Origin of the sequence: Chitinimonas koreensis (assembly GCF_014353015.1) — a bacterium.
Lineage (GTDB): Bacteria > Pseudomonadota > Gammaproteobacteria > Burkholderiales > Chitinimonadaceae > Chitinimonas > Chitinimonas koreensis.
In genome coordinates this window covers 2,035,582-2,049,489 of record NZ_CP060704.1, presented here as the reverse complement: position 1 = coordinate 2,049,489, position 13,908 = coordinate 2,035,582, and the positions used below count along the sequence as shown (strand labels likewise).

Sequence of the window (13,908 nt, the reverse complement as noted above, 5' to 3'; positions counted from 1 at the left end):
ATTGGAGCACCGGCTTGAACCGCCCCGCCGCCCCCGCCGCCATGGAACTCGACACCCAGGAAGCCCGCCGCAATGCGCTCGACGCCTTGCGCGACCTCGCCGCCGACCGTCAGGTCGCCGATATCAACTACGGCGACATCGCGGCCCAGACCGGTCTGCCGTGGCAGACCGTCAAGCGCCTGCTCGGGCCGCGCGAAGGCTTCGTCGCGCTGCTCGACGGCGACGGCCCGGAGCCGGTCGACACGCGCGACCGCATCCTCGACGCCGCCGCGCGGGTGTTCGCCCAGAAGAGCTTCCTCGGCGCCTCGCTCGACGAGGTGGCCGCCGATGCCGGGCTGACCAAGGGCGCAGTGTACTGGCACTTCAAGAGCAAGAGCGACCTGTTCTTCGCCCTGCTCGACAGCCGCTTCCAGCAGGAATACGACGTGCACGTGCCCGAGGCGCTGGCGCTGGAGTCGGTCCAGCGCGACCAGAAGGAAGGCCTCAAGGCGCTGCTGTCGAGCGTGCTCGGCCGGGTCAAGGAAGATCCGGACTGGCCGCGCCTCTTGCTGGAATTCATGGGCCAGGCGCGCACGCCCGAGGTGCGCGAGCGGCTGGCGTCGGCCTACCAGGATTCCTACCGCCTTTCGGCCGGCCTGATCGCGCAGCAGCACCAGCTGCGTCGCCAGCAGCCGCCGGCCGAGCCCGAATTGATGGCGCTGTTCTGGAGCGCCCTGATGGACGGCCTGATCCTGGCCTGGCTGATCAACCCCGAACGCATCGATCTCGACGCGCTGATGCCGCGCATCGTCGACATGCTGTGGCGCGGCATGGCGCCGCTGCCCGCCGGAACGAACTGAATAATTCCCTGAGGAACGCAATCATGAAATCCGTTGCCGCAAGCCGATTTTCGCGCAAGGCCATCGCGCTGGGCGTGGTGGTGCTGCTCGGCGGCGCCGCCTGGATGGTCAGCCAGCCGAGCAAGGCCGCCGAGGAGAAGAAGGACAAGCCGCAGGTGCTCGAACTGTCGAGTTCCGACCTCGCCCGCGTGGTGCGCGGCGAGCTGCGCCAGCCGGTGGCGCTGTCGGGCAGCCTCAACCCGGTGCGCCAGACGGTGCTCGGCGCCGAGGTCGAAGGCGTGGTGGCCGAGGTCAAGGTGCGCCCCGGCGAGGCGGTCAAGGCCGGCCAGCTGCTGGCGCGCTTCGACAGCCGCGACCTGGGCGACCTGGCCGCCACCCGCGCCGCCAATCTCGAGCGCTCGCGCGCCGAGCTCAGGCTGGCCGAGAAGAACCGCGCGCGCAGCGCCGACCTGCTCAAGCAGAACTTCATCTCGCCCAACAGCCACGACGCCAGCGAGAACAGCTACGCGGTGGCCGCCGCCCAGGTGAAGGCCGACGAGGCCCAGCTGGCGATGGCGCGCAAGGCGGTGGGCGACGCCGCGGTGCGGGCGCCGTTCTCCGGCGTGATCTCGGACCGCAACGTCGAGCCCGGCGCGCGTGTCGGCCTCAACCAGAAGCTGTTCGCGCTGGTCGATCTGGACGACCTGGAGTTCGCCGCCGAGGTGCCGGTCAACGTGCTGCCGCTGGTCAAGATCGGCCAGGAGGTCGCCATCCGTGTCGAGGGCTTCGGCCAGCGTCGCTTCACCGGCCGGGTCGAGCGCATCGCGCCGGTGGCGCAGGCCGGCTCGCGGCTGGTGCCGGTCTACGTGCGCATCGCCAACCAGGACGGCGCGCTGCGCGGCGGCATGTACGCCCAGGGCGAGGTGACGGTGGCGCGCAACGAGGCAGCCGACACGCTGCCGCTGTCGGCGCTGCGCGGCCTGGACAGCGGCAAGCCGCACGTACTGGCGGTCGAGGGCGGCAAGGTGGTCGAACACCCGATCCGCATCGGCCTCGTGAACGAGCTGACCAAGACCGCGGCGATCGAATCGGGCGTCAAGCCCGGCGACGTGGTGGTGATCGCCAAGCTCGAGAACATCAAGGCCGGCCAGCAGGTGAAGCTGCCGGCGCCGGCGGCGGCGAAGAAGAGCTGAGTCGTGCGAGGGGTGAGGCGTGAGGGGTGAGGTGTCGACCCCATCCCCTCCCGGCCTCCCCTTGAAGGTGGAGGAGCACGGGCGGCGCGATCTGCACTGTCCGAGCCCTCGCCGCCCGCCTCCCTCCCCTTCAAGGGGAGGGTCGGGGTGGGGATGGGGTCACGCCTCTCACCTCACCCCTAACGCCTCACTCCCCTTCGAAGCACAGTCCGCAAGAAACCGTTGCCCCTAACAAGGACGCACACACCATGTGGTTCACCCGCATCAGCATCCAGAACCCGGTCTTCGCCACCATGATGATGGTGGCGCTGGTCGTGCTCGGCCTGTTCGCTTACAAGCGGCTGCCGATCGAGGAAATGCCGAACGTGGAATTCCCGTTCGCCATCGTCGTCACCTCCTATCCCGGCGCCTCGCCCGAGATCATCGAGTCCGAGATCTCGCGGCCGCTCGAGGAAAAGCTGTCGACCATCTCCGGCCTCAAGAACGTCAACTCCGACAGCTACAACGGCCAGTCGGTGGTGTTCGCCGAGTTCGAGCTCAGCACCGACATGGACACCGCCATGAAGGACGTGCGCGACAAGGTCGACGAGGCCAAGGTCGACTTCAAGCGCGAGGTCAACGAGCCCTACATCACCCGCGCCCGCAACGACGAAGCGCCCACCATCTCGGTCGCCATCACCAGCAACGTGGTGAGCCAGCGCCAGATGACGATCCGCACCGAGCAGCAGATCAAGCGCCAGTTCCAGGGCATCAAGGGGGTCGGCACGGTCAGCGTGGTCGGCGGCATCGAGCGCCAGCTGCGCATCGAGATCCTGCCCGAACGCATGCGCGCGCTCGGCATCGGCGCCGACCAGGTGATCGCCGCGGTGCGCAGCGAGAACCAGGAAGTGCCGATCGGCAACATCGAGTTCGACAAGACCGAGCGCGTGGTCCAGCTCAAGGGCCGCTACACCGAGGCGGCCGACTTCCGCCACATCGTGGTGGCGCGCCGCGACGGCCAGCCGATCACGCTGGGCCAGGTCGCGAACGTGATCGACGGCGAGCAGACGCAGGAATCGCTGGCGCTGGTCAACGGCCGCCGCGCGCTGTCGCTCGACATCCGCAAGGTCGACGGCGCCAACACCATCCAGGTGGCCGACGACGTCAAGGCCATGGTCGCGCAGCTCAACAAGGAGATGAAGGCCGACAACATCGAGCTGCAGGTGATCGGCGACAGCTCGCGCGGCATCCGCCGCTCGCTCGGCGACGTGCAGCACACCCTGCTCGAAGGCGCGCTGCTGACCATCGCCATCGTCTGGCTGTTCCTCGGCTCCTGGCGCTCCACCGTGATCACCGGCCTCACGCTGCCGGTCGCGCTGATCGGCACCTTCTTCTTCCTGCAGCTGTTCGGCTTCACCATCAACGTGATGACGCTGATGGCGATGAGCCTGTGCGTCGGCCTCCTGGTCGACGACGCGATCGTGGTGCGCGAGAACATCGTGCGCCACGCCGAGATGGGCAAGGGCCACTACCAGGCGGCGATGGACGGCACCCAGGAGATCGGCCTCGCCGTGCTGGCCACCACGCTGACCATCGTCGCGGTGTTCATGCCGGTCGGCTTCATGGGCGGCATCATCGGCAAGTTCTTCTTCCAGTTCGGCATCGCGGTCTGCGCGGCGGTGCTGATCTCGATGTTCGTGTCGTTCACGCTCGATCCGATGCTGAGCTCGGTGTGGCACGACCCGCACGCCCACGGCATGCGCCACGGCGGCCCGCTGGGCCGCATCCTGGACGGCTTCGAGCGCTGGATGGACAAGGTGTCGGCCTTCTACGGCCGCACCATCGAATGGGTGCTCGGCGAGCACCGCGTCGGCGTGCCGAAGTGGCTGGCGCTGATCCTGGCCGCGCTGTTCCTGCCGATCACCCTCCTGGTGCTGGCGACGCGGCCGCGGGCGCGCGCCTGGGTGTTCGGCGGCTTCAAGGGCAAGCCGAGCTGGTCGCACCGCTCGCTGGTGCTGATCGGCGCCTTCGTGCTGCTGTTCAGCTCCTTCGGCCTGGTGTCCAAGATCGGCGCCGAGTTCATCCCGAAAGCCGACGTCGGCCGCATCTACATCGACTTCCGCACCCCGATCGGCACCTCGCTCGACTACACCACCGCCAAGGCGCAGCAGGTCGAGAACGCGCTGCACGAGTTCCCCGAGATCGACGAGATCTACACCACGATCAATACCGGCGACTCGGGCGGCAAGCACATCGCGCTGACCACGCTGAAGCTGGTGGACAAGAACAAGCGCGAGCTGAGCCAGGAGCAGATGATCAAGAACGTGCGCGAGCGGCTCGAACGCATCGCCGGCCTGGAGATCCGCGGCGTGCGCGGCCCCAACGGCGGCGGCGGTGGATCGGCGGTGTCGATCAACGTGCAGGGCAAGGACCTGGGCGAGCTCAAGCGCATCGCCGAGACCATCACCGAGCGCCTCAAGGCGGTGAAGGGCCTGACCAACGTGCAGACCTCGCTGCGCGCCGCCAAGCCGGCGGTCGACATCGAGGTAAACCGCGAGCTGGCCGGCGCGGTCGGCCTGTCGGTCGGCCAGATCGGCTCGGCGCTGCGGCCGCTGGTGTCGGGCGACGACATCGGCACCTGGCAGGCGCCGGACGGCGAAAGCTACGACATCGTGGTGCGGCTGCCCGAGAGCAACCGCCGCATCGCCGAGGACTTGGCCGACGTGCCGATCGCCAGCAACGACGTCAACGCGCACGGCCAGCCGCTGATGATCCCGCTGTCCCAGGTCGCCACCATCCGCGACAGCGGCACCGCCACCCTGATCAAGCGGCGCAACCTGTTCCGCACGGTCGAGATCAACGCCGACGTCGAAGGCGTGCCGGTCGGCTCGGTGCAGCCGGCGGTGCAGAAGGTGCTCGACAGCGTGCAGATGCCGCCCGGCTACCGCTACGTGCAGGAAGGCGCCAACCAGGACATGCAGGAGAGCTTCGGCTACGCGGTGCAGGCGCTGATCATCGGCGTGGTGTTCATCTACCTGGTGCTGGCCTCGCAGTTCGCCAGCTTCAGCCAGCCGGTGGCGATCATGTTCTCGCTGCCCATGTCGCTGATCGGCGTGTTCATCGCGCTGTTGGCCTGGCGCTCGACGCTGAACCTGTTCTCGATCATCGGCATCATCATGCTGATGGGCCTGGTGACCAAGAACGCGATCCTGCTGATCGACTTCGTCAACCGGCTGCGCGAGGACGGCATGGACCGCTTCCACGCCATCGTCGAGGCCGGCCGGGTGCGGCTGCGGCCGATCCTGATGACCACTTTCGCCATGATCGGCGGCATGCTGCCGCTGGCGCTGGCCCTGGGCGAGGGCTCGGAGCAGCGCGCGCCGATGGCCCACGCCATCATCGGCGGGGTGATCACCTCGACGCTGCTGACGCTGGTGGTGGTGCCGGTGGTGTTCACCTACCTCGACGACCTCGGCGCCTGGCTGCGCCGCAAGTTCGGCGGCAAGCACGCGGAAGCGCCGGCCGCGCTGCCGCAGGTGGCGCCGGAGGCCGGCTCGGGACGCTGAGCGGCCATGCATGACGGCAAAAGCCCGCGCAGGAGCGTTCGCTCCTGCGCGGGCTTTTGCATGGGGACTCGACCGGCGAAGGCCCCACCACAGAGGACGCCGAGGACGCGGAGGTAAAGCAGAACCATCGCTTCGATACGCCGCGGCCTCGGCGTCCTCCGCGGTGAAGCCTTGTTCTCGGCATGGACCGAAGCGCCCCCTGTCGCGCCGGAACCCGCCTCTGTCGTCATTCGGCCACGTCCGCCGTCGATTCGTCGCACATACCATACCCGTCGGCATGCTATCCGGTTAACATCCGGCCCGTTCGGCTCAACCGGGCCAGACCGATCGAATAACGTAGAAAACGAACGAGAGGATCGCCATGCAGTTGCTCACCGTCTTCACCGAACCCGCCCGCCTGTTCGACGAGATCAAGGAGAAGCCCGGCTTCCCCCTGCCCTTCGTGCTGTTCCTCGTCGCCGCGCCACTGATCTGGTTCCTCTACTATCAGCGCGTCGACGGTGCCTGGCTGATCGACCACATCGTCTCCGCCAGCGACATGAAGCCGTCCGACGCGCAGAAGATGCGCGAGGGCATGAGCCTGGCGGTGATCCAGTGGGCCACGGTGATCTCCACCCCGATCGTGACGGCCGGCATGTTCCTGGTCATGGCGCTCTACTACAAGCTGGCCGGCAAGGTCGCCGGCGTCGAGCAGCGCTTCACCGCCTGGTTCTCGTTCGCCAGCTGGACCGCCGCGCCCGGCCTGCTGTCGCTGCTGGTGATGCTGATCAACGTGTTCATCATGACCTCGCAGACCAGCCCGTCCGACGTGCAGCTGACCCATGTCGACCCGCTGCTCGTCAACCTGCCGCTGAACAATCCGTGGAAGCAGCTGCTCAACGCGATCGACCTGCTGTCGCTGTGGTCGATCGCGCTGACCGCCATCGGCTGGCGCCAGTGGAGCCGCGGCAGCTGGACCGCCGCCATCATCGTCGCCCTGCTGCCCCTGCTGGTGATCTTCGGCGGCTGGGCCCTCGCCATCGCCGTGAGCCACTGACCGAAACCGCCGAGGCCGGCCCGACGCCGGCCTACGCCCCTATCCGAACCGCCGCGGAAACATCCCATGCGCATCAACAAGAAATGGCTGGGCCTGGCCCTGGTCGCCGTCGTCATCGTCGTCCCGCTCGCGCTGCGCGCCAAATCGGCCGGCGCCGGCCGCGAGGTCGAACTGCAGCCGGCCGCGCTGCACGAGATCCGGCCCACCATCCTGGCCTCGGGCCTGCTGGCCTATCGCACCGAGGTGAAGCTGACCGCCGAGGTGACCGCCAAGGTCAAGGAGATCCTGGTCAAGGAAGGCGACGACGTCCAGAAGGGCCAGGTGCTGCTGCGGCTGGACCCGGAAAGCTACCGCAACGCGATCGAGCGCGAGGAAGCCGGCCAGCGCCAGAACCAGATCGGCATCGAGCGCCAGCGCGTGGCGCTGGAACTGCGCAAGAAGCAGTTCGAGCGTACCGACAAGCTGTTCAAGGCCGGCATGATCGACCGCTCGCGCTTCGACGAGGACCGCAACCAGCTGCAACTGGCCGAGGTCGAGCTCAAGGCCAGCGAAGAGGCCGTGCGCCGCGCCGCCGCGGTGCTGGCCGAGGCGCGCGACCAGCTCGGCAAGACCGAGGTGCGCGCGCCGATCGCCGGCCGGGTGGTCGACCTGCCGATCAAGGTCGGCGAGACCGCGATCCCTTCGACCATGAGCCTGGCCGGCGCCCAGCTGATGACGGTGGCCGACACCGCGGCCACCCAGGCCGAGCTCAAGGTCGACGAGGGCGACATCGCCAAGGTCGCGCTCGACCAGGTGGTCGACCTCTATCCGGCCGCCTACCCCGACCGCGCCCTCAAGGGCACGGTCGAGAAGATCGCGCTGGCGCCGACGGTGGAGAACCAGGCGCGCGCCTACAAGGTCACCGTGCGGCTCGAGGTGCCGGCCGAGCTGCGGCTGCGCTCGGGCATGAGCTGCCGCGCCGAGATCTTCCTCAGCGACGGCAAGCAGCGGCTGGCGGTGCCGGTCGAGGCGCTGATCAGCGAGGACAAGGACGGCAAGCAGGCGCGCCACTACGTGGTGCTGGCGCGCGAGGGCGTCGCCGCGCGCGTCGAGGTCGGCCTCGGGCTGTCGGACGACCACTGGCAGGAAATCACCCGCGGCGTGAAGGCCGGCGACAGCGTGGTCACCGGCCCGGGCCGCACGCTGCGCGAGCTGAAGGACGGCGACAAGCTGACCCCCAAGCCGGCCGACAAGAAGGACGCCGCCGACAAGAAGGACCAGAACGCCAAGCAGGCGGACAAGGGCCAGCCATGAGCGAGGCGCCGACCCCGCTGCCGCCGGGCGCCGCCGCGGTGGACGCCACGGCGGCCCCGCCGCTGATCGCGCTGAGCGGCATCGTCAAGCGCTACCGCATGGGCGAGGAGGAATTCGACGCGCTGGCCGGCGTCGACCTCGCCATCGCGCGCAACGACTACGTCGCGCTGACCGGGCCGTCGGGCTCGGGCAAGTCCTCGCTGATGAACCTGCTCGGCTGCCTCGACACCCCGACCAAGGGCCGCTACCTGCTCAACGGCCGCGACGTGGCGGCGATGAACGACGACGAGCTGGCCGGCATCCGCAACCGCGAGATCGGCTTCGTGTTCCAGAGCTTCCACCTGCTGCCGCGGCTGAACGTGCTGGCCAACGTGGCCCAGCCGCTGGTCTACCGCGGCCTGCCGCCGCGCGAGCGCGAGCGGCTGGCGACCGAAGCGCTGGAGCGCGTCGGCCTCGGCCAGAAGCTCAAACACCTGCCCAACCAGCTGTCGGGCGGCCAGCGCCAGCGCGTCGCCGTCGCCCGCGCGCTGGTCGGCCGTCCCTCGCTGCTGCTGGCGGACGAGCCGACCGGCAACCTCGACACCCGGACCTCGGAGGAGATCATGGCGCTGTTCGACGCGCTGCACGCCGAGGGCCAGACCGTGGTGCTGGTCACCCACGAGGCCGACATCGCCGCCCACGCCGCGCGCGTGATCCGGCTGGTCGACGGCCGGATCGAATCGGACCAGGCCCAGGTGCGCAAGGGAGCCCGCTGATGTACCTGCTGATCGAATCGCTGCGCGCCGCCTGGCTCAACCTGCTGGCGCACCGGCTGCGCAGCTTCCTCACCACCCTCGGCATCATGATCGGCACCGCCTCGGTGGTCGCCGTGGTGGCGCTGATGCAGGGCTTCGGCGACTCCATCAAGGCGCAGTTCGCCGATCTGGGCGGCACTGCGCTCACGCTCAAGCCGCTCAACAACTTCGACAACTTCAACAGCGGCAACATCAACCTGCTCAAGCTCAGCGACGTCGACCTGCTGCGCTACCGGGTCGAGGGCGTCAAGCACGTGGCGCCGGTGATGCAGGTCTCCTACGGCGGCATGGTGCGCTTCCGCGGCCGCTCGGCCACGCCGCAGGTCTACGCGGTCAGCGCCGACTACGTCTGGGTCGAGCGGCGCTTCCCCGAGGCCGGCCGCTTCCTGGTCGACGGCGACGACCAGGGCCACCGCCGCGTCGCGGTGATCGGCCCCAAGCTGCGCGACGACCTGCGCCTGCCCGACAACCCGGTCGGCAGCTACATCCAGGTCGGCAGCGAGTGGTTCAAGGTGGTCGGCATGATGGAGAAGCGCGGCGAGATCTTCGGCATGAGCCAGGACAACTACCTGATCGTGCCGTTCGACGTCGGCCGCGCCCTGCAGGGCCAGAACCGCCGGCTGATGTTCGAGGTGCACTTCACCGTCAACGACATGAAGGACATCGACGCCGTGAAGGAGCGCGTCAACCGCGCGGTGCGCGCCGCCCACCGCATCCGGCCCGGCAAGGAGGACGACTTCGAGGTCGAGTCGGCCGACCAGCTGGCCAAGCAGTTCGGCCAGATCACCGGCATGGCCACCCTGGTGCTCGGCGGCATCGTCGGCATTTCGCTCTTGGTCGGCGGCATCGGCATCATGACCGTGATGCTGGTCAGCGTGACCGAGCGCACCCGCGAGATCGGCATCCTCAAGGCGCTCGGCGCCACCCGCCGCGACATCCTGGTCCAGTTCCTGCTCGAGGCCGGCATGCTGTCGCTGCTCGGCGGCGTGATCGGCATCGGCATCGGCGTGCTGCTGGGCCACGGCATCGCGGCGCTGATCCCGAACTTCCCGCCGGCCTCGGTGCCGTTCTGGGTCGCGCTCGGCGCAGCGCTGTTCTGCGCGCTGGTCGGCGTGGTGTTCGGCATCATGCCGGCGTCCAAGGCGGCCAATCTCGATCCGATCGAAGCGCTGCGCTACGAGTGAGGGGGCGTGGAGTCCGCCCCCCGGAAAAACAGCTTTACCGCAGAGGACGCGGAGGACACGGAGAAAAGCGCAGTCGCCCGGATGCGGCGTCGATCGCATCTGCACACCCGCCTCCCCCTCCGCGTCCTCGGCGTCCTCTGCGGTGAAAGCCTTATCGTCGATACGACTGCGACATATTCCGCGCCCACCCGGCGCACCCCACTCCAACCCACGAGGTGACAACAACATGAAACCCGCCCTGCTCGCCGCGCTGATCGCAGCCGGCTTCGCCGCCCATGCCGCCGATGCGCCCGCCTACAGCGGCCTCGGCGCCGCCAGCGTCACGGCCGAGACGCTGGAGAAATTCCGCGCCAAGCCGCTCGACAGCGAACTGAGCCGCAAGGTCCAGGCCATCTTCGACCTGCGCGCGCCCGGCGCCGGCATCCTCTCGCCCGACGGCAAGTCGCTGTACTTCGGCTGGCGCGTCACCGGCACCGCCCAGGTCTGGCGCATCGACGGCCCGCAGCGCTTCCCGGTGCAGATGACCGGCGGCGAGGACGCCACCAGCCTGGCCGACATCACCCCCGACGGCCGCTGGCTGGTGGTGAGCCGCGACCGCAAGGGCGAGGAGAACCCCGGCCTCTACCTGCAGCCGGCCGCCGGCGGCGAACTGCAGGCCATCCAGCACATCGCCGGCGTGCAGACGCTGTTCGAGTTCGTCAGCGAAGACGGCCGCTACGTCTACTTCCGCAGCAACGACGAGACCGCCGACAGCTACACCTTCTATCGCTACGACCTGAAGAGCCGCCAGCGCGAGAAGCTGTTCGGCGAGAAGGGCTACTGGTCGGTGGTCGACCACCGCGCCGACGGCACCCTGTTGCTGCAGAAGGCGCTGAGCAACGTGGAGACCGAGGTGTGGGAATGGTCGCCGGCCGAGCGCCGCCTCAAGCCGGTGATCGGCCAGGGCGAGAAGGCCGAGTACAACGCGCTGTACGGCGCGCGGCCGGGCGAGATCCTGCTGCAGACCAGCAAGATCGGCGACTTCCGCCGGCTCTACCGGCTGCAGGACGGCAAGCTGGCCGCGATCAGCCCCGAGCTGCAGTGGGACGTCTCCGGCGTCTCGATCGACCAGCTGCGCCGGCGCATCTACTACAGCGTCAACGAGGGCGGCTACACCCGCAGCTATGCGCTCGACGCGCACAGCTACAAGCCGCTGGCGCTGCCGCAGTTCAAGGGCGCCGACCACGTCGTGGTCGGCCGCGACACGCGCGACGGCCGCTACCTGACGCTGACGGTCGAGACCGCCACCGCGCCGCGTTCGAGCTACGTGCTCGACTGGAAGACCGGCAAGCTGACGCAGTGGGTGCTGCCCTCGGCGCCCGAGGCCGACACCAGCCGCTTCGCCGTCGCCAGGCTGGAAAGCTACCCGACCCGCGACGGCGCCCAGGTGCCGATGTTCGTGCGCCGGCCGGCCCGCTGCGAGCCGGGCCCCTGCCCGGTGGTGGTCCACTTCCACGGCGGCCCCGAGGCCCAGTCCGACGCCGGCTTCTCGCCCTACGCCCAGTTGTTCGTCGACGCCGGCTTCATCTACGTCGAGCCCAACGTGCGCGGCTCGGACGGCTACGGCAAGACCTGGCTCAACGCCGACAACGGCGCCAAGCGGCTCGACGTGGTCACCGACATCGAGGACGCCGCGCTCTACATCAAGAAGAACTGGGGCCGCGACGGCATCGCGCCCAAGGTCGGCGTGATGGGCGGCAGCTACGGCGGCTATGCCACGCTGTACGCCATGACGCGCTTCGCCGGCGCCTACGACGCGGGCGTCTCCAACGTCGGCATCTCCAACTTCCTGACCTTCCTCGAGAACACCGCGCCCTACCGCCGCGCGCTGCGGGTAGCCGAGTACGGCGACCCGGTGCAGGACCGCGAAGCGCTGATCAAGCTGTCGCCGACCAGCTACATCGACCAGTTGAAGGCGCCGCTGCTGATCATCCAGGGCGCCAGCGACCCGCGCGTACCGGTCGGCGAGGCGGTGCAGATGTACCAGGCGGCGCAGCAGAAGGGCGTGCCGTCGGACCTGATCATCTTCGCCGACGAAGGCCACGGCGCGCAGAAGCGCGAGAACCAGGTGGCCAGCATCGGCCACACGCTGCGCTACTTCGAGCAGTACCTGAAGCCGGCCAAGCAGGCGGCCGGCAACACGGCCGGGGCCAAGGCGGCCGGCCAGCAGTAAGGAGGAAGCAGCGACCCGGCGATGTCCGCGATGACGTTGCCGGGCGAGACGCGAGGGCTGGCGAGTCGCCCGGCATGAGTATCTTTTCGCGGATTGCGCGAATTCAAACCGCAGACTCGCCAGGCTTCGCTGTCGTCCCCTCTCCCGCCGGGAGAGGGCTAGGGTGAGGGAGCGCCCGTGGAGCGCTCACCACCCGCCGTACATCCTGGACCGCTGCTCCCCCGCCCTGCCCTCTCCCCGAGGGAGAGGACGTGATCCACGGCCAGACCAACGCTCACATCAGGCTAGCGCAGCAACCGCGCGCTCGACGCCGCCACCGCTACGCCCAGGCAGGCGATCGCCAGGAATACCAGTCCCGCCTGCAATCCCAGCCCGTGCACCACGTAGCCCATGATCGGCGGCCCGAGCAGCGAGCCGCTGTAGCCCAGCGTGGCCACCCCGGCCAGGGCCGCCGGCCCCTCGCGGCCGGCCGCGCTGAACAGGCAGGGGAACACCGCCGCCACGCCCAGGCCGGCCAGCGCGAAACCGAACGCCGCCGGCCCGATCGACGGCGCCAGCACCGCCGACCCGACCCCGACCGCCGCCAAGAGACTCGACGCCGCCACCAGCCGGCGCGCGCCGAACGCCTCCTTGAGCCGATCGCCGACCAGCCGCGCCGCCAGCATCGCGCCGGCGAAGGCCGCGTAGCCCAGCGGCGCCACCGCCTCGCTGGCATGCAGGTGGTCGCGCAGGTAGATCGCGATCCAGTCGGTCAGCGAGCCTTCCGACACCGCGCCGAGGAAGGCGATCAGCCCGAGCCAGACCAAGGCGCCGTGCGGCAGCGCGAAATGCTTGCGGCCGGCTTCGGGGTCCGGCGCGTCGCACGGCAGCACGCGGTAGGCCGCCAGCAGCAGCGCCGCCATCGCCAGCGAGATCAGCAGGAAGTGCCAGCCCGGCGTCAGCCCGGCGCCGGCCGCGGCGCTGGCCAGCAGCGCGCCGCCGAAGGTGCCGACGCAGAACCAGGCGTGCAGCATCGACATGATCGAGCGGCCGGCCGCGCGTTCCTCCTCGGCGCCGAGCGCATTGATCGCGACGTCGAAGCAGCTGCTGTTGGCGCCGAGCAGCAGCACGCCGGCCATCAGCACCGGCCAGGTCGGCAGCCAGGCCAGCGGCGGCAAGGCCAGCAGCAGGCCGCAGCCGGACAGCAGCGCCGCCCGCCGGGCGCCGAAGTGGCCGATCAGCCAGGCCGCCAGCGGGAACGAGCACACCGCGCCGATGCCGCCGCCGAGCAGCACGGTGCCGAGCGTGGCCGGATCGAGCGCGCGCGCCTCGCGGATGGCCGGCAGGCGCGCCGCCCAACTGGCGTAGACCACGCCGAGCAGCAGGAAGAGAACGGGGATGGCGGCCTGGCGCAGGCGGCCGCCGGCCGCGGGCGCGGCGGGGAGAGCGAGTTCGGATTGCATGGCGACTTGGGTAGGGTGAACGGTCCCCGCCGCGGTCGGGCCGCGGCGGTGGTCAGGCAATGTAAGCCATGCGGAGCGCCCGGGCACGGCGGCCGGGCGATATAAATATCGGTAGTCGCTACGCCGCGACTACGTCGCGGCGGGCGACTACCTCGCGGCGGGCGACTACCTCACGGCGGATGACTACCTCGCGGCGAGCGACTACATCACGGTGGGCGACTGCGTCGCAGCGAGCTGCAGCACCAAGCGGAACGGAACAGACTTTCACCGCAGAGGACGCCGAGGACGCGGGGCCATCCTCCGGGCATGAACCGAACTCGCCTTCTCCGCGTCCTCTGCGGTGAATCTTTTTCATCCAGGCTTCAGCCACGGATGGCGGCGGACCGCACGC

General features: G+C 69.5%; 9 protein-coding genes. 8 read left to right on the top strand and 1 reads right to left on the bottom strand.

The window, feature by feature from the left end:
• The first annotated feature begins 14 nt into the window (after nt 1-14).
• From H9L41_RS08960 to H9L41_RS08925, 8 genes are all read left to right on the top strand, one after another.
• Complete coding sequence (locus tag H9L41_RS08960; RefSeq protein WP_157462006.1) at nt 15-839, top strand: TetR/AcrR family transcriptional regulator; 825 nt, start codon at nt 15-17, stop codon at nt 837-839.
• 23 nt (nt 840-862) lie between these two features.
• Nucleotides 863-2,011, top strand: coding sequence for an efflux RND transporter periplasmic adaptor subunit (locus H9L41_RS08955; protein ID WP_034607125.1), 1,149 nt, complete (start codon nt 863-865; stop codon nt 2,009-2,011).
• Between the two features lie 248 nt (nt 2,012-2,259).
• Complete coding sequence (locus tag H9L41_RS08950; RefSeq protein ID WP_051319094.1) at nt 2,260-5,556, top strand: efflux RND transporter permease subunit; 3,297 nt, start codon at nt 2,260-2,262, stop codon at nt 5,554-5,556.
• Between the two features lie 361 nt (nt 5,557-5,917).
• The gene (locus H9L41_RS08945; RefSeq protein ID WP_028446637.1) at nt 5,918-6,592 is read left to right on the top strand and encodes a YIP1 family protein; all 675 of its coding nucleotides are present in this window, start codon (nt 5,918-5,920) and stop codon (nt 6,590-6,592) included.
• A gap of 66 nt (nt 6,593-6,658) precedes the next feature.
• Complete coding sequence (locus H9L41_RS08940; RefSeq protein WP_028446636.1) at nt 6,659-7,885, top strand: efflux RND transporter periplasmic adaptor subunit; 1,227 nt, start codon at nt 6,659-6,661, stop codon at nt 7,883-7,885.
• The gene (locus H9L41_RS08935) at nt 7,882-8,640 is read left to right on the top strand and encodes an ABC transporter ATP-binding protein (RefSeq protein ID WP_084300353.1); all 759 of its coding nucleotides are present in this window, start codon (nt 7,882-7,884) and stop codon (nt 8,638-8,640) included. Before H9L41_RS08940 ends, H9L41_RS08935 begins: the two co-directional genes overlap by 4 nt.
• Nucleotides 8,640-9,863 carry an ABC transporter permease gene (locus tag H9L41_RS08930; RefSeq protein WP_028446634.1) on the top strand — a complete coding sequence of 408 codons (1,224 nt, stop codon included), beginning with the start codon at nt 8,640-8,642 and terminating at the stop codon, nt 9,861-9,863. Before H9L41_RS08935 ends, H9L41_RS08930 begins: the two co-directional genes overlap by 1 nt.
• 226 nt (nt 9,864-10,089) lie before the next feature.
• Nucleotides 10,090-12,075: a S9 family peptidase gene (locus H9L41_RS08925; protein WP_084300351.1), complete on the top strand. Its 1,986-nt coding sequence runs from the start codon at nt 10,090-10,092 to the stop codon at nt 12,073-12,075.
• Nucleotides 12,076-12,359: 284 nt separating this feature from the next.
• Here H9L41_RS08925 and H9L41_RS08920 read toward each other — a convergent pair whose 3' ends face one another.
• Entirely contained in the window at nt 12,360-13,517 is a 1,158-nt protein-coding gene (locus H9L41_RS08920) for an MFS transporter (RefSeq protein ID WP_028446633.1), read from the bottom strand.
• Nucleotides 13,518-13,908 lie beyond the last annotated feature (391 nt).

What these genes read in the sequence shown, in the direction of transcription:
- H9L41_RS08945 (WP_028446637.1), top strand. Translation starts at nt 5,918, where the DNA reads ATGCAGTTGCTCACCGTCTTCACCGAACCCGCCCGCCTGTTCGACGAG.
- H9L41_RS08940 (WP_028446636.1), top strand. Translation starts at nt 6,659, where the DNA reads ATGCGCATCAACAAGAAATGGCTGGGCCTGGCCCTGGTCGCCGTCGTC.
- H9L41_RS08925 (WP_084300351.1), top strand. Translation starts at nt 10,090, where the DNA reads ATGAAACCCGCCCTGCTCGCCGCGCTGATCGCAGCCGGCTTCGCCGCC.
- H9L41_RS08930 (WP_028446634.1), top strand. Translation starts at nt 8,640, where the DNA reads ATGTACCTGCTGATCGAATCGCTGCGCGCCGCCTGGCTCAACCTGCTG.
- H9L41_RS08955 (WP_034607125.1), top strand. Translation starts at nt 863, where the DNA reads ATGAAATCCGTTGCCGCAAGCCGATTTTCGCGCAAGGCCATCGCGCTG.
- H9L41_RS08935 (WP_084300353.1), top strand. Translation starts at nt 7,882, where the DNA reads ATGAGCGAGGCGCCGACCCCGCTGCCGCCGGGCGCCGCCGCGGTGGAC.
- H9L41_RS08920 (WP_028446633.1), bottom strand. Translation starts at nt 13,517, where the DNA reads ATGCAATCCGAACTCGCTCTCCCCGCCGCGCCCGCGGCCGGCGGCCGC.
- H9L41_RS08950 (WP_051319094.1), top strand. Translation starts at nt 2,260, where the DNA reads ATGTGGTTCACCCGCATCAGCATCCAGAACCCGGTCTTCGCCACCATG.